Below are 15,620 nucleotides of genomic sequence, written 5' to 3'. Positions count from 1 at the left end.
AGAGCCCGCGGTCAGGACGCCGGGCGGTACCGCCGCAGCGCCGCTTCAGGCACGCTGAACCAGAGCGGCGAGCCCGGGCTGGCATCCATGACGGCCACGAGGCTGACATCCGCCTCAGCACTCACCTCATGTCCGGAAGTCTCTCCGGCCGCTCCCTCGGCGCGCAACAGCACGGTCTCCCCGCGGGGTTCCAGCGCCTGCGCGGTGACCGGGAAGTGCTGGGCCCCTGAGGGCAGGCCGCTCCCCTCGGCGCCGAGGCCGGGTTCCCGCGCGGACACGACGACGTCGGCGGCCCGGAACGCGAGCGCGTCAGCTCCGGCGCGGATCAGGTTGAGCCCGGCCAGCTTCGCGGCGAAGACGTTCGGCGGGCGGGTGAACAGCTCACGCGTCGGCCCGGAGGCCACCACGCGCCCGTCGTGCAGGATCGCCGTGTGGCTGGCGAGGGTGAGGGCGTCGAGGATCTCGTGGGTGATGAGGATGGCGCTCTGACCGGCCAGCAGTTCCTTGAGGATGCCGCGCATCCGGGTCGAGGCCGTCACATCGAGAGCGTTGAGAGGTTCGTCCAGGAGGAGCAGCCGGGGCCGGGTGGCGAGCGCGCGGGCCAGTGCGACGGTCTGCGCCTGCCCTCCGGAGATCTGCCAGGGTCTCTCGCCGGCGAACTCCCGTCCCCCGACCTGCTCCAGCCAGCCGAGTGCCTCCTTCCGGGCCTGGGTTCTGGACGCGCCCCGGCTCCGAGGGCCGAACGCGACGTTGTCCAGGGCGTCGAGATGCGGAAAGAGCATCGGGGCCTGGGCCATGAGCGCCACCGATCGCCGGTGCGCGGGAACGTCGATGCCCCGGCCGCTGTCCAGCAAGGTCCGTCCGCCCAGGACGATCCGGCCCTCGGCCTGTCGCCGGGATGCCGGAAGGGTGCCCGTCACGGCTGCCGCGAAGGAGGACTTGCCGGCGCCGTTGGGACCCATGATCGCCAGGGTGTCGCCTTCCCCCAGGCCCAGCCGGAGATCGAGGCCCCGTGGGGGCACGCGGACGTCGGCATCCAGAAACGCGGCATCCAGGAAAGCGGGCTCCACGGCGGCCGCGACGGGGTGGCCGGCGCTCATCGCACACCGGCCTTGCGCCGGACCCAGGGCCCGTGGGCCAGGCCGACCACGAGCACCGCCACCGCCACGAGCAGGAGGGCGAGCGCGGCGGCCGCGTCGGGATCGCTCTCGCGGGCGAGGTAGATCTCCAGGGGAAGCGTCCGGGTCACTCCTTGCAGATTGCCCGCGAAGGTCAGCGTGGCGCCGAACTCCCCCAGGCACCGCGCGAACGCCAGGACCGCGCCGGAGAGCAGACCCGGCAGGGCCAGGGGCAGCGTCACCCTCCACCAGGTGGCGGCGGGGCTGGACCCCAGGGTCGCGGCCACGGTCTCGTAGCGCACGTCGCCACTGGACAGCGCACCCTCCATGCTGAGCACCAGATACGGCAGGGAGACGAAAGCCTGCGCCAGCACGACGGCGGCCGTGCTGAAGGACAGCTCCACTCCGACGGCGCGAAGGGGCGGCCCCAGGAGACCGAAGCGGCCGAAGGCGTACAGCAGTGCCAGACCTCCCACGACCGGCGGGATCACCAACGGCAGGAGCACCAACGACCTCAGCACCCGCCTGCCCGGGAACCGTGCCCGCGACAGGACTGCCGCCAGCGGCACGCCGAGCACGATGCAGAGCGCCGTGCTCAGGCAGGCGGTGCGGAGGCTGAGGGACAAGGCGTCCAGAGCGGCCTGGCTCGTGACCAGCGGGAGGAAGTGCGCCCAGTCGACCTTGAGCGCCATGGCCAGGGGCGGCACCAGGATGAAGGCGAGCCCGATCACTGCCGCCAGCAGCATCCAGCCGGGCACGCCATTCAGGCGAGCGCCGTCACGGCGGCTCCCGTCACCCGCGGCCCTGCTCCGTGCAGCCCGGGTGGACTCGCCACCCGGGGCACTCACGGCTTGCCGAACCCGGCGTCGGCCAGGACTTTCCGTCCCGGATCCCCGGTGAGAGCGGCCAGGAAGGTCTTGCCGCCGTCGCTGTCGGGACCGCCGTTGACGAGCGCCACCGCGTAGGTGTTGACGGCGGCGCTGCTCTGCGGGAAGTCGATGGCCTTCACAGCGCCCTTCGAGCCCTGGACATCGGTGCGGTAGACGAGCCCTGCGTCGGCCTCGCCGGAGGAGACCTTGCCGAGCACATCGGTGACGGCGAGCTCCTCGCTGACCGGTTTGAGGTCGAGACCGGCCGCCTTCTCCACCTTGTGGCTGGCCGCGCCGCACGGGACCTGCACCGCGCACAGCACCGTCTTGACCCCGGGCCTGGCCAGGTCGGCGAGGGCGGAGATGTTCGCGGGATTGCTCGGCGGCACGGCGATGGTGAGGGTGTTGCTGGCGAAGTTCCGTGCCGCGCCGTCGAGCGAACCGGCGTCCTGCAGCTTGCCCATGGTCGCCAGGTCGGCGGTGGCGACCACATCGGCCTTGGCGCCCGCCTTGATCTGCGCCACGAGGTCCTGGGACCCGGCGAAGTTGAACTTGAGGTCCAGCTCAGGGTGTTCGTCGTGCAGCTTCTCCGCAAGGGTGGTGAAGCTGGACTTGAGAGAGGCCGCGGCGAAGACCACGACCGTCTTCTTGCCGGTGTCCTGCGCGGGAGCACTTCCGGAGGCCGTGCTTCCGGCGGCGCCGGAGCATGCGGTCAGGACGAGGGACGCCGCCACGAGAGCGACGGCGGCCGTGCCGATTGACGGCCGGGAACGGGCCTTATGCTTCATCGGGGACCTCCACGATCACATTCGTCGCCTTGACGACCGCCACGGCGAGTTTTCCTTCACGGATGCCGAGTTCCTCGACGGCTTCCGTGCTCATGAGGGACACGATCCGGTGCGGTCCGCACTGCATCTCCACCTGGGACATGACCGTGTCCGAGACGACGCGGGTGACCAGGCCGACCATCCGGTTGCGGGCCGAACGTCCCACCTTCGTCGGATCGGCGGGCTGCGCCGCCTGCTCCCGCGCCAGCGCGGCCAGGGACAGGGCGTCCACCTCGGTCACTCCCCCGCCGCGCTCCACCTTCAGGAGGCCGCTGTTGAGCCACCGGCGCACGGTGTCATCACTGACTCCCAGGAACGCGGCGGCATCCTTGATCCGGATTCCACTCATGGTGCGAGCATAGCCATATTTTCGCCTTTGCGGATATTCGGCGCTACGAGGGTCGCAAATGCAACTATCGGGCCCCTAGGCTGGCCGCCCGCACTCAATTTTTTCAAGCATTCCTTTCAAAAAATGCCTAGGCTAGGACTGTGACTGAGACCACCACCCGCGCCAAGACGGCCATCGACCGACTCGCCGACAGCTACACCGCACGTCTCCTGGAACTCGACCCCGCTCTGGCGACGAGTCTGGGACTGCCGGGGCATGAGAGCGAGTACCCCGACTTCTCCCCCGCCGGCCTGGAGGCGTTCACCCGCCTGGACCAGGAGACCCTCGCCGCGCTCGACGAGCTGGAGCCCGTCGACGACGTGGACCGCGTGACCCTGGACGCCATGCGCGAACGCCTGGGCCTCGCGGTCGAACGCCACGCGAGCGGCTGGACCCTGGCGGAGCTGAACAACATCGCCTCCCCCGCACAGGACATCCGCGCCATCTTCGACCTCATGCCCACGGACACCGAGGAGCACTGGACCCACATCGCGGGCCGCGCCCACAACGTCCCGGCCGGCATCGAGGGGTACATCGAGTCCCTGCGCACCGCCCAGGCCCAGGACCTCGTGTCCGCCGCGCGCCAGGTGAAGATCGTGATCGACCAGGCCACCGGCTACGCCGCGGAAGACGGCTTCTTCGCCAAGCTCGCGCGGGAGGCCGCGACGTCGTCGGGTCCCCTGCCGCAGGAGCTCCAGGCCACGCTCGACGACGGCGTGCGCCGCGCGCGGGAGGCCTACGGCACCCTGATCGACTTCCTCCGCGAGGAGCTGCTTCCCGCCGCACCGGAGAAGGACGCCGTGGGCCGCCAGCGCTACGCCCTGGCCAGCCGCACCTTCCTGGGCGCCACGATCGATCTGGAGGAGAGCTACGCGTGGGGCGTGGCCGAACTGGACCGCCTGATCGCCGAGCAGGAGAAGGTGGCGCAGCAGATCAAGCCCGGGGCCACCGTCGAGGAGGCCAAGGAGATCCTCAACGCGGACGCCTCCCGCCAGCTCCAGGGCACGGACGCCCTGCGCGCCTGGATGCAGAAGCTCTCCGACGAGGCGGTCGCCGCCCTCGCCGGAACACACTTCGACATCCCCGGCCCCATGAAGACCCTCGAATGCATGATCGCCCCCACCCAGGACGGCGGCATCTACTACACCGGCCCCAGCGACGACTTCTCGCGCCCCGGCCGCATGTGGTGGTCCGTCCCGCCGGGAGAGGACGAGTTCACGACTTGGGCCGAGACCACCACGGTCTACCACGAGGGCGTCCCGGGACATCATCTGCAGGTCGCCACGGCCGTGTACCGCAAGGAGCTCCTGAACGACTGGCGCCGCAACATCTGCTGGGTGTCCGGCCACGGCGAGGGCTGGGCGCTGTACGCGGAGAAGCTCATGCACGAACTCGGCTTCCTGTCCGACCCGGGCGACCTCATGGGCATGCTCGACATGCAGCGCATGCGGGCCGCCCGCGTGGTCTTCGACATCGGCGTGCACCTCGAACTGGACATGCCGGAGCGCTGGGGCAGCGGTCCCTGGACGGCGGGGAAGGGTTACGAGTTCCTGCGCGCCAACCTGCCCATCAGCGAAGGTCAGCTGCAGTTCGAGTTCACCCGGTACCTGGGGTGGCCCGGACAGGCGCCCAGCTACAAGATCGGCCAGCGCCTCTGGGAGCAGATCCGCGAGGAACTCCAGGAGCGGGAGGGCGAGTCCTTCGACGTGAAGGCGTTCCATTCCAAGGCTCTGAACGTCGGCTCCGTCGGACTGGACGTGCTGCGCACGGCGCTGCTCGGCTGACCCTTCTGACGACGACGGCGGGCGGCCCCGGAAGGGCGCCGCCCGCCGTCGTCGTTCCCGCCGGATATTCCCGGATTTGAGGAATCTCTCAGAAATCCGGCGGAAAAGTAACACTGCTCAACGCAAAGTGGAATATTGTTACGCGGATTTCTATTGTCCTGTGGGTGAGTACAGAGACCAACGCACCCAAGGCACCGAGCCGCCTGCCCCGCTGGGCCGGCAACTTCGGCGTCCAGATCATCGCCGCACTGGTGCTCGGCGTCGTCCTCGGCCTGGTGGCCAGGAACCTCGGGGGCACGAAGAATGACCCGAACGGCCTGACCATCACCCTCCAGACCATCGGCTCCAGCTACGTCGCGCTGCTGAAGACCGCCGTGGTCCCCCTCATCTTCACGGCCGTCGTGAGCTCGATCGCCAATCTGCGCGCCGTCACCAACGCCGCCAAACTGGCCTGGAACACCCTCCTGTGGTTCGCCATCACGGCCCTGATCGCCGTGCTGATCGGCATCGGTCTGGGCATCCTGTTCCAGCCGGGCGCCGGCACGGGCATCAGTGAAGAAGGCGCCAAGTACTCCGGCAGCGCCGGCAGCTGGTGGGCCTTCCTCCAGGGCCTCATCCCCCGCAACATCCTCGGCCTCGAGGTCAGCACCAAGATCACCGATGGCGTGGCCTCCACGAGCGTGAACTTCAACGTCCTGCAGATCCTGGTCCTCGCGATCGCCGTGGGCGTGGCCGCCCTCAAGACCGGCAAGAAGGCCGACAAGTTCCTGGACCTCAACGCCTCCGCCCTGGCCGTCATCCAGAAGGTCCTCTGGTGGATCATCCGCGTCGCCCCGATCGGCACCATCGGCCTGATCGGCAACGCGGTCGCCAGCTACGGCTGGGACACCATCGGCGCGCTCGGCAAGTTCACCGTGGCGATCTACGTCGGCCTGGCCCTCGTGCTGTTCGTGGTCTACCCGATCCTGGTCCGCAGCCACGGCCTGTCCATCAAGCAGTACTTCTCCGGCGTGTGGCCGGCCGTCCAGCTGGCCTTCGTCTCCCGTTCGTCCGTGGGCACCATGCCGCTGACGCAGCGCGTGACCGAGCGCAACTTGGGCGTCCCCAGCGGCTACGCCTCCTTCGCCGTGCCGCTCGGCTCGACCACCAAGATGGACGGCTGCGCCGCGATCTACCCGGCCATCGCCGCGATCTTCGTGGCCCAGTTCTTCGGCATCAACCTGGACTTCGGCCAGTACCTGCTGATCGTCCTGGTCTCGGTCCTGGGTTCCGCGGCCACCGCCGGCACCACCGGCGCCGTGGTCATGCTGACGCTGACCCTCTCCACGCTGGGTCTGCCGCTGGCCGGCGTCGGCCTCCTGCTGGCCATCGACCCGATCCTGGACATGGGCCGCACCGCGGTCAACGTCGCGGGTCAGGCACTGGTCCCCACTCTGGTGGCCAAGCGCCAGGGCATCCTTGACCTTGACCTCTACAACGCGCCGCGTCAGGGTGTGGCCTTCTCCGACGACGTCCCCGAGGACGTCGAGGAGGGTTCCGAGAAGGAACTGGTGGGCGCGGATCGCTGATCCCACTCCGGGTCTCCCCCGCCGCGGAGCCTCCGTGCTCGCGAAGTGACAGTTGGCGCCTCTTCCCGTCCTGGGAAGGGGCGCCAACTGCTCTCTCGCGAACGGCGATCCCGTATTAGGCTCTAGGCATGCTGATCGTCACCACGAATGAAGTCCCCGGGCACCGCATCGACGCCGTCTTCGGCGAAGTGATGGGCCTGACCGTCCGCTCCCGCGACATCGGGTCCCAGATGCTCGCCGGCTTCCGTTCCCTCGGCGGCGGCGAGCTGCCTGAGATGACCAAGGCCCTCTACGAAAGCCGCCAGGAGGTCATGGGCCGTATGGTCAACGAGGCCCAGCAGCGCGGCGCCAACGCGATCGTGGCCATGCGCTTCGACACCTCCGAGATGGGCGGCAACTGGACCGAGGTCTGCGCCTACGGCACCGCCGTCTACATCATCCCCCTCAAGGAGGGTGAGGAAGGCGCCACCGGTCAGTCGGTCTACCTCACGCAGCAAGGCCAGCAGCCGAACGATCAGCCCGGCAACACCCAGCTGTGAGCGGCTCGCCCCGCCTCATCCTCGCGTCGCAGTCACCGGCCCGGGCCAAGCTCCTCACCGAGGCCGGTCTGCGGTTTGACGTGATCGTCTCCGCCGTGGATGAGGACGCCGTCGCCGCGGCGGCCGGCGATCCCACTCCGGCGGAGACCGCCCTGCTGCTGGCCCGCGCCAAGGCGGAGGCCGTCGCGGCGCTCCCCGAGGCGCGGGACGCCTATGTGCTGGGCTGCGATTCCGTCTTCGAGTTCGACGGCGAGGCCCACGGCAAGCCCTACGAACCCGAGGTCGCCATCGAGCGCATCTCCCGGATGAGCGGCCGCGAAGGCGTGCTGCACACCGGGCACTGGCTGATCGCCCCGGCCACGGCGGAGTCCCCGGCACCCGGGGCCGCGCACGACGACGCCGGCCACGCGCCGTCGTCGACCGCTGCGGCAGGCGCGGACGCGCCTCAGTCCGGGCTGGGCAGGCTGTCCAGCGCCACGGTGCGGTTCGCCGAGATCGATCCCGCGGAGATCCGGGCCTACGTGGCCACCGGCGAGCCCCTGCACTGCGCCGGCTCCTTCACGATCGACGGCATCGGCGGGGCGTTCATCGAATCGGTCACGGGCGACCCGCACGCGGTGGTGGGCCTTTCGGTCTCCACGCTTCGGGCGCTGCTGTCCGAGCAGGGCACGGGCATCACGGAGTTCTGGGTCTAATCCTTCGTCCCCTCCGTGGGTCTTTGTAGGACTCCTACAAAGACCCACGGCTCTACGCGCGGAAATCGTCAGTAATCTCGGCGGAACCCGCCAAGAGGTACTAAGGTCGATGTCAATTGACAATTTCGAGGAGTTCCCTGCCATGACCCAGTTGAGCAAGGTGCTGATCGCCAATCGCGGCGAGATCGCAGTGCGCGTCATCCGAGCCGCCCGTGACGAAGGCATCCAGTCCGTGGCGGTCTACGCCGACCCGGATCGCGACGCCCTGCACGTCAAGCTCGCGGACGAGGCGTACGCCCTGGGTGGCAACACCGCCGCCGAGTCGTACCTGGTCATCGACAAGCTCCTCGACGTGGCCCGCCAGTCCGGCGCCGACGCGGTGCACCCCGGCTACGGCTTCCTCGCCGAGAACGCCGAATTCGCCCAGCGCGTGATCGACGCGGGCCTGACCTGGATCGGTCCCTCCCCCGAGGCCATCGACGCCCTGGGTGACAAGGCGAAGGCCAAGCACATCGCCCTCGCCGCCGGAGCACCGCTCGCCCCGGGCCTCAAGGACCCGGTCAAGGACGCCGACGAGATCATCGCCTTCGCGCAGGAATTCGGGCTCCCCGTGGCCATCAAGGCCGTCTTCGGCGGTGGCGGACGCGGCCTGAAGGTCGCCCGCACGCTCGAGGAGATCCCGGAGCTCTACGAATCCGCCGTGCGCGAGGCCGTGACGGCGTTCGGCCGCGGCGAGTGCCTCGTCGAGAAGTTCCTCGACTCCCCCCGCCACGTGGAGACCCAGTGCCTCGCGGACGCCCACGGCAACGTCGTCGTGGTGTCCACCCGCGACTGCTCGCTCCAGCGCCGCAACCAGAAACTGGTCGAAGAGGCTCCGGCGCCGTTCCTCACCGAGGAGCAGAACCGCAGCCTCTACGAGTCCTCCAAGGCCATCCTCAAGGAGGCCGGCTACCTCGGCGCCGGCACCTGCGAGTTCCTGGTCGGCCAGGACGGCACCATCAGCTTCCTCGAGGTCAACACCCGCCTCCAGGTGGAGCACTGCGTCTCCGAAGAGGTCTCCGGCCTCGACTTGGTCCGCGAGCAGTTCCGTCTGGCCCGCGGTGAGGAACTGGGCTACGACGATCCCGAGATCCGCGGGCACTCCTTCGAGTTCCGCATCAACGGCGAGGACGCCGGACGCAACTTCATGCCGGCGCCCGGCACCGTGGAGACCATCAGCTTCCCCAGCGGACCCGGCGTGCGCGTCGACTCCGGCATCCAGGCCGGCGAAGTCATCAGCGGCAACTTCGACTCCATGCTGGCCAAGCTGATCGTGACCGGGTCCAGCCGCAAGCAGGCGCTCGAGCGCTCGCGCCGCGCCCTGGCCGAGCTCGAGATCACCGGTATGCCGACCGTGACGCCGTTCCACCGGGCCGTGGTCTCCGACCCGGCCTTCGCCCCGGAGGAAGGCCCGTTCCAGGTGCACACGCGCTGGATCGAGACGGCCTTCGACAACACCATTCCTCCGTTCGCGGGCGTCCCCGGCGCCGCGGACGACGCCGAACCGCGCCAGAACGTCGTGGTGGAGGTCGGTGGCAAGCGCCTCGAGGTCAGCCTCCCCGCGTCGTTCGCCTCGGTGGCGGCCGGTCCGGCGAAGGCCGCGAAGGCCCGCAAGCCGAAGAAGGCCGGCCGGGGCGGGGCTGCCGGCGCCGCCGCGAGCGGCGACGACCTGACCTCCCCCATGCAGGGCACCATCGTGAAGGTGGCCGTGGCCGACGGTGACGTGGTGGCCGAGGGTGATCTGATCGTGGTCCTGGAAGCCATGAAGATGGAGCAGCCGCTGACGGCGCACAAGGCCGGCACCGTGACCGGACTGACCGCTCAGCCGGGCGAGACCGTCACCGCGGGTGCCGTGCTCGCCACGATCGCGGACTGACTACCTGTTCTGACGCCGACGGCGCGGCACCCTCACGGGGCGCCGCGCCGTCGGCGTTTCCGGGCGTGTGCGCGTTCAGGAACGGTTCAGGTGGCGCCGGTTCAGCTCCGCCAGCTCGTCGTCACTGAGGTCGTCGATGGCTTGCGCGTCGGCCTTGTCGCTGCGCTGGAACCGCATCATCATGAGGATGATCAACGGCAGGTCCACCACTTCGGCCACGAACCACAGAAGGTCTCCGGCGAGCTGCTGATCCCGCAAAGCCCCCGGGAACCAGCCCAGCGCGCCGGGCACGGGTCCGGCGAACCCGTCCAGCACGGTGCCCGACAGCCGGAGGAGGATCCCCGGCACGGCGTCGGCCAGCAGTTCGATGAAGACGTAGATGAACCCCACCACCATCACGGCGCTGCTCGCGGGGCGTTCCTCCCCTTCGACCGCGGGCAGGACCAGGAGCAGGCCGAGGGCGGGGGCCAGGAGCACGGTCAGCGCCCCGGCCAGCGGATCGGTCCGGAGCAGGTACAGGATGGGCGTCAGGAAGGACGCGAAGACCGCCAGGCTCAGCAGCGGCGAGACCACCGGGTGGGAGAGGACGCGGACTGGCCGGCTGGCCATGAAGGCGTCCACGCGGCGTCGTCCGTTCAGGCCGAGAGTCTCCCGCGCGAGCGCGAGGGGGCGGCCCGCGGCGAGCAGCAGCGGCACGACGAAGACGTACCCCGCCACCTTGACGGTGAAGACCCACCGCAAGGAGGCGCCGTAGACGCCCGGGAAGCCGCAGGACAGGTAAAGGAAGAGCAGGATGCCCAGCAGGAAGCCCAGGGTCCGCCTGACGGGCCAGCGAGAGGCCTTCCGGACGCCCCGGACATACAGCGCCACGACGACGGCGGCGAGCAGCAATGCGGGGATGTCGGCGGTCCAGCTGGTGGCGAGAGCGCTCAAGGGTGGCATGATGCGGAACCTTCCTGATGACGGCGGTCTCCCCGCCCCAGGAGTCCCGCCCGGCCGATCCCGAGTGACCGTCCCATGGTACCGACGCGAACCCGGGGCCGTTCCCAGGAACGCCGACGGCCCGGCCCCCCACCAGGGGTGCCGGGCCGTCCGCGCTGCTGGAGACGAATCCGTCCGACGGACTCAGGCGACGTTGTTCTCGTAGTCCACGTCCGCCGTCTCACGGGTGAGGAACAGGGCCACCAGCGTCAGGACGGCGGCCAGCGCCAGGTAGACGCCGACCATCCACGTGCTGCCGTGGCCGGCCTGCCAGAGGGCGATCGCCACGAAGGACGCGGGGGCGGCGCCGATCACGCTGGAGAGGTTGTACGCCACGGCCGAACCGGTATAGCGGACGTTCGCGGGGAACAGTTCCGGCAGATAGGCCGCCATCGGCCCGAAGGTGAGACCCATCAGCGTGAAGCCGATAATCAGACCGACCATCGCGGCGCCCGGGCCGGGGCCGAACATGAGCGTCCAGGCGCAGCCGAAGACGAAGATCCCGGCAGTGACCCAGATCAGGAACTTCCGGCGGCCATACTTCTCGGCCAGCGGGCCGGACACCACGGTGAAGATGCCGAAGAACACCACACCGAGGATGAGCATCCACTGGAAGAGCGTCTTGTCGACGCCGAGACCCGGGACGAAGGCGGCGGGATCGAAGGCCTTCCCGGCCTTCTTCGCGGCGGCTTCGGCCTTGGCGGCGGTGTCGGCAGCGGTGCCGTAGGTAAGTGTGAAGCTCGTCATGAGGTAGAAGAGCACGTAGGTGGCCAGCATGATGAACGTGCCGGCCAGGACCTGACGCCAGTGGAACCGGAAGGTGACGGCCAGCGGGACACTGGCGACCTTGTCCTCGGCGATGACCTTCTGGAAGGACAGCGACTCCTCGAGCTTGAGGCGGACGTACAGGCCGACGGCCACGATCACGGCGGACAGGATGAACGGCACACGCCAGCCCCAGTCCAGGAACTGCTGTGGGGTCAGCCACGTCTGGAGGGCGACGAAGATCAGGTTCGAGAGGATGAAGCCGATGGGAGCGCCCAGCTGCGGGAATGTGCCCCAGATGGCGCGCTTGCCCGCCGGAGCGTTCTCAGTGGCCAGCAGCGCGGCGCCGGACCACTCGCCGCCGAGGGCGATGCCCTGCGCGAACCGGAGGACCACGAGCGCCAGCGGGGCCAGGACGACCCAGCCGCCCGCGGCCGGCGGGAGGAACCCGATGAGGAAGGTCGCGATGCCCATGGTCAGCAGCGAAGCCACCAGGGTTCCCTTGCGGCCCAGCTTGTCACCGAAGTGACCGAACAGGATGGAGCCGATGGGGCGGGCGACGAACGCCACGCCGAAGATGGCGAAGGCGCTCAGGATCGCGTTGATGTCCGTGGCGTTCGGGAAGAAGAGCCGCGGGAACACGAGTACGGACGCCGTGGCGTACGCGTAGAAGTCGTAGAACTCGATCGTGGTGCCGATGAGGCTGGCGAAGATCACGCGTCCTCGCGTGTTGGCGGCTGGCGCCGCCACGGGTGCCCCCGGGGTTCCCGGGGCAGCCGGTGTGGCTGGAGTGGATGACATGGGTCCGGCTTTCCTTCCGGGCGGCCCGCCCCCTGAAGCGGCCGCCATGCTATGAGACGGCGTTCATCTTAACCACCAGGGTCCATCTACTGGACAACCGTGTCCAGTATGTGGAATGACTCGCACGGACCCTTTCAGAATGGGCCACCCGGCCGCCTGGCCAGGCAGGATGTCAGCGGGCTGGAGCGTCAGCGGGACGCAGCCTCCGCGATGAGGCCGGCGAGCCGCTCAGGGACGGAGAACTGAGGCCAGTGACCCGAGCCGATGGTCACGACGTCGAGCGATTTCACGGCCGCCGCCTCGTCCGCGAACGCACCCCACTGGGCCAGCGCCGCGCGGAACTGCTCCTCGTCCATGCCGCCCGAGAGGACGGTCACCGGCACGTCGTACCGTCGCTCGTCCGTCAGGGAGATGGGCCCCGTGGGCACCTGTGCCGGAACGCTGAAGGTGGCGTTCGCGGCACGTTCCCGCACCTCCGGGGTGAGGTCGTACACCTCTTCCTCGTCGAAGAAGTCCCAGCCCGGGAACGGGATCACCCCGTCCACCACGTCGAATTCCGAGATCATGGCGCCGGGCGGCGGCACGGCGGTGTCGACGAGGATCACGCGCGAGACCTTGTCCGGACGCGCATCCGCGGCGCCCCACACGACGTTGCCTCCGCCGCTGTGGCCGACGAGGACCACGGGCCCGTCCAGCGCGTCGATCTGCGTGACGGTCGCCGCGACCCAGTCGTCGATGGTGAGGGAGGACGACTCCGCGGCCGGCGCGCCGACACCGGGGAGAGTGAGGGGATGCGGACGGTGCCCGGCGGCGATGAGCCCCGGGGTCACCTCATCCCAGGAGGACGCGTCGAGCCAGAGACCGGGTACGAGGAGGAGATCCATGGGGTCAGCCTACGCTCGCCCTCCGACGATTTTCGAGGGGTCGTGTGGCCGGTCGCCGGACGAGCGAACGGGGTTCCTAACCCACGCCGTCCCCTTCGCCGACCGTGCCCGCGTTCGCAGCACGGCGTACAGCGTCGCTCCGATCAGCGGGACCGCAAGGATCAATGAAGCCCACAGCAGACGAGACCGCAGAGGCAGGTGACGGTCGATAAGTGCAAGAAGGAAAACCGCCAGGATGGCCGCCGCGATGACGACACAGGGAATCGACGCGAGACCCATGTCCCAGTAGTTCGGATTCAGCTCAGATGGTTGGTTCATGACGCTGACGAGCAGGCGGCCCGTCCCCCATTTCCCTCGGCGGTCGGCTGAACCAGTATCCCAGGAAAAGGCCGTTCGACCAGCCTGGAAGAGCGCCCGGGCCCCCACTAGAGTGGCGGGCATGTCTGCTCTCAGTTCCGTCCGGGTGCTCCTCAGTCTCCTGCGGTCGCCGAAGTCCGCTCCCCTGGTCAGCCGTCTGGCCGCCGGAGAAACCGTCGACGCCGAAGAACGCCTCGCCGGGAACCTCGTGCAGAGCGGACTGGCTGTCGCCGACGACGGCGGGCTCAGACTCGCGCCGGACGTCCTGGGGCAGGCCCTCACGGCTCTGGACCCGGCAGCGCAGCTCGACACCCTGCTCGCCACCCCGAGGATCGCGCTGGCGGGCCGGGCGCCGGGCAGCGTGAACGGCCTCGTCCATGCGGTGGTCACGCGCTGCGTCCGGGACGGGGAGGTGCTTTCTGAAGCCCAGGTCAACGAACGGCTGTCCGTCCTGGTCGAGGACGTCGCGTTCTTCCGCCGCCACGCCGTGGACCTGGACATCCTCCGCCGGAAGCCCGACGGATCCGCCTACTGGCTCAGCCCGCCGTCGTCGTCCTGGACGCAGCAGACGGCGTAAAGGCGACTAGCCGTCGTAGTGGTGCACGTGCAGGCGGCGCGCCGCCTCCGCGATGGAACCGGTCAGCGACGGGAAGACCGTGAAGGTGCTCGCGACGTCGTCCACGTGCAGTTTCTTCGCCACGGCGAGGGCGATCGGGAAGATCAGCTCCGACGCGTTCGGACCCACCACGACGCCGCCGATCACGGTGCCCGAGCCCTTGCGGGAGATGATCTTGACGAAGCCGTCCTTGGAGTTGCGCATCTTGGCGCGCGGATTGGCCTTGAGCGGCAGCATGACGACGTCGCCCTGGTAGCGGCCCGTGGAGAGGTCCTTTTCGGAGACGCCCACCGAGGCGATCTCCGGCGAGGTGAAGATGTTGGAGGCCACCTCGTTGAGCTTGAGGGGGCGGACGCCGTCGCCCATGATGTGGGCCACCGCGATGCGGCCCTGCATGGCGGCCACGGACGCCAGGGCGAACACCCCGGTGCAGTCGCCCGCCGCATAAACGTTGTGGGCCGTGGTGCGGGAGACGCCGTCGACCTTGATGTGACCCGAGTCGGTCAGCGCCACTCCGGCGTTCTCCAGGCCGATGCCTTCGGTGTTCGGGATCGAGCCCACGCACATGAGGCAGTGGGTGCCCGTGATGGTGCTGCCGTCGCCGAGGGTGACGAGCACGCCGTCCTCGGTGCGCTCCACCTTCTCGGCACGCGAGCGGGACAGGACGCGGACGCCGCGGCGCTCGAAGACCTCTTCCAGCACGTCGGCGGCGTCGCTGTCCTCACCCGGGAGGACCTGGTCGCGGCTGGAGATCAGCGTGACCTTCGAGCCCAGGCCGTTGTACGCGGAGGCGAACTCGGCGCCGGTCACGCCGGAACCGACCACGATCAGTTCCTCAGGCAGCGTGGTCAGGTTGTAGAGCTGGGTCCAGTTCAGGATCCGCTCGCCGTCCGGCTTGGCGCTCGGCAGCTCGCGGGGATGCGCGCCGACGGCCAGGATGATGGCGTCCGCGTCGACCGTGCGCACCGAGCCCGACTTGGTGGTGACCTTGATGGTGCGGTCGTCCTGCAGCACGCCGTCGCCGATCAGCACCTTCACGCCGGCCTCCTCAAGGCTGCGGCGGATGTCATCCGACTGCTCCTGGGCCAGCTCCATGACACGGCGGTCGATGTGCTCCAGGTCGGCCACCATGGTCGGCGCGCCGGAGTCCACCTCGAAACGGACACCCAGGGAGTGGGCCTCCGAGACGCGCGCCATGAGGTCGGCGGTGGCGATCAGGGTCTTGGAGGGCACGACGTCGGTCAGGACCGCGGCGCCTCCCAGGCCGTTGCGCTCGATGACGGTGACCTTCGCGCCCAGGGATGCGGCGACCGCGGCGGCCTCGTAACCACCGGGACCACCTCCGAGGACGGCGATACGGGGCGCGGCGAAATCAGGATGCGTGCTCACAAAGGACAATTCTGTCCCATGCACTGCCCCACTGCCAGCCGAGGACCCGTCACGAAGCGGTCACCGGGCCGAAAGTGACGCATCCCACGGAGGCGGCGATGCCCGCGGGAGCCCGTGCTGGGCA

Annotated in this window: 14 protein-coding genes; 6 read left to right on the top strand and 8 right to left on the bottom strand. The window is 69.3% G+C overall.

The window, feature by feature from the left end; all coding sequences use genetic code 11:
* Positions 1–11: 11 nt before the first annotated feature.
* The 4 genes from QFZ52_RS03755 to QFZ52_RS03740 form a co-directional block, all read right to left on the bottom strand.
* Entirely contained in the window at positions 12–1,100 is a 1,089-nt protein-coding gene (locus QFZ52_RS03755; RefSeq protein ID WP_307496303.1) for a sulfate/molybdate ABC transporter ATP-binding protein, read from the bottom strand.
* Complete coding sequence (locus tag QFZ52_RS03750) at positions 1,097–1,864, bottom strand: ABC transporter permease (RefSeq protein WP_307498642.1); 768 nt, start codon at positions 1,862–1,864, stop codon at positions 1,097–1,099. The genes QFZ52_RS03755 and QFZ52_RS03750 overlap by 4 nt, the downstream gene beginning before the upstream one ends.
* A gap of 98 nt (positions 1,865–1,962) precedes the next feature.
* Positions 1,963–2,775, bottom strand: a complete 813-nt coding sequence (gene modA / locus QFZ52_RS03745) for a molybdate ABC transporter substrate-binding protein (protein ID WP_307496302.1) — start codon at positions 2,773–2,775, stop codon at positions 1,963–1,965.
* Positions 2,765–3,163, bottom strand: coding sequence for a TOBE domain-containing protein (locus tag QFZ52_RS03740; RefSeq protein ID WP_278268535.1), 399 nt, complete (start codon positions 3,161–3,163; stop codon positions 2,765–2,767). The genes modA and QFZ52_RS03740 overlap by 11 nt, the downstream gene beginning before the upstream one ends.
* Before the next feature lie 140 nt (positions 3,164–3,303).
* Between QFZ52_RS03740 and QFZ52_RS03735 the strand changes: the two genes are divergently transcribed.
* The 5 genes from QFZ52_RS03735 to QFZ52_RS03715 all read left to right on the top strand — a co-directional run bounded on the left by QFZ52_RS03735 (position 3,304) and on the right by QFZ52_RS03715 (position 9,703).
* Positions 3,304–4,986 (top strand): DUF885 domain-containing protein, encoded by a 1,683-nt coding sequence (locus QFZ52_RS03735; protein ID WP_307496301.1) that lies wholly within the window; start codon positions 3,304–3,306, stop codon positions 4,984–4,986.
* A gap of 164 nt (positions 4,987–5,150) precedes the next feature.
* Positions 5,151–6,554, top strand: coding sequence for a dicarboxylate/amino acid:cation symporter (locus QFZ52_RS03730; RefSeq protein WP_307496300.1), 1,404 nt, complete (start codon positions 5,151–5,153; stop codon positions 6,552–6,554).
* Between the two features lie 128 nt (positions 6,555–6,682).
* A complete protein-coding gene (locus QFZ52_RS03725; protein ID WP_066216897.1) occupies positions 6,683–7,093 on the top strand; it encodes a YbjQ family protein in 411 nt (136 codons plus the stop codon).
* Positions 7,090–7,788, top strand: a complete 699-nt coding sequence (locus tag QFZ52_RS03720) for a Maf family protein (RefSeq protein WP_307496299.1) — start codon at positions 7,090–7,092, stop codon at positions 7,786–7,788. Before QFZ52_RS03725 ends, QFZ52_RS03720 begins: the two co-directional genes overlap by 4 nt.
* Positions 7,789–7,930: 142 nt before the next feature.
* Positions 7,931–9,703 (top strand): acetyl/propionyl/methylcrotonyl-CoA carboxylase subunit alpha, encoded by a 1,773-nt coding sequence (locus tag QFZ52_RS03715; RefSeq protein ID WP_307496298.1) that lies wholly within the window; start codon positions 7,931–7,933, stop codon positions 9,701–9,703.
* A 75-nt stretch (positions 9,704–9,778) separates the two neighbouring features.
* On the opposite strand, the gene QFZ52_RS03710 is transcribed toward QFZ52_RS03715, so the two are convergent.
* The 3 genes from QFZ52_RS03710 to QFZ52_RS03700 form a co-directional block, all read right to left on the bottom strand.
* Positions 9,779–10,645: a cytochrome c oxidase assembly protein gene (locus QFZ52_RS03710; protein ID WP_307496297.1), complete on the bottom strand. Its 867-nt coding sequence runs from the start codon at positions 10,643–10,645 to the stop codon at positions 9,779–9,781.
* Positions 10,646–10,828: 183 nt separating this feature from the next.
* The gene (locus tag QFZ52_RS03705) at positions 10,829–12,250 is read right to left on the bottom strand and encodes an MFS transporter (protein WP_307496296.1); all 1,422 of its coding nucleotides are present in this window, start codon (positions 12,248–12,250) and stop codon (positions 10,829–10,831) included.
* Positions 12,251–12,438: 188 nt separating this feature from the next.
* Positions 12,439–13,134: an alpha/beta fold hydrolase gene (locus QFZ52_RS03700; RefSeq protein ID WP_307496295.1), complete on the bottom strand. Its 696-nt coding sequence runs from the start codon at positions 13,132–13,134 to the stop codon at positions 12,439–12,441.
* Between the two features lie 439 nt (positions 13,135–13,573).
* Between QFZ52_RS03700 and QFZ52_RS03695 the strand changes: the two genes are divergently transcribed.
* The gene (locus QFZ52_RS03695; RefSeq protein ID WP_307496294.1) at positions 13,574–14,068 is read left to right on the top strand and encodes a DUF2087 domain-containing protein; all 495 of its coding nucleotides are present in this window, start codon (positions 13,574–13,576) and stop codon (positions 14,066–14,068) included.
* Between the two features lie 6 nt (positions 14,069–14,074).
* Here the strand turns inward: QFZ52_RS03695 and QFZ52_RS03690 are convergent, their stop codons facing one another.
* Positions 14,075–15,496, bottom strand: coding sequence for an NAD(P)H-quinone dehydrogenase (locus QFZ52_RS03690; RefSeq protein WP_307496293.1), 1,422 nt, complete (start codon positions 15,494–15,496; stop codon positions 14,075–14,077).
* Positions 15,497–15,620 lie beyond the last annotated feature (124 nt).

Origin of the sequence: Arthrobacter woluwensis, from assembly GCF_030816155.1 — a bacterium.
GTDB lineage: Bacteria > Actinomycetota > Actinomycetes > Actinomycetales > Micrococcaceae > Arthrobacter_E > Arthrobacter_E woluwensis_A.
This window is presented reverse-complemented; position numbering and strand designations above follow the sequence as displayed.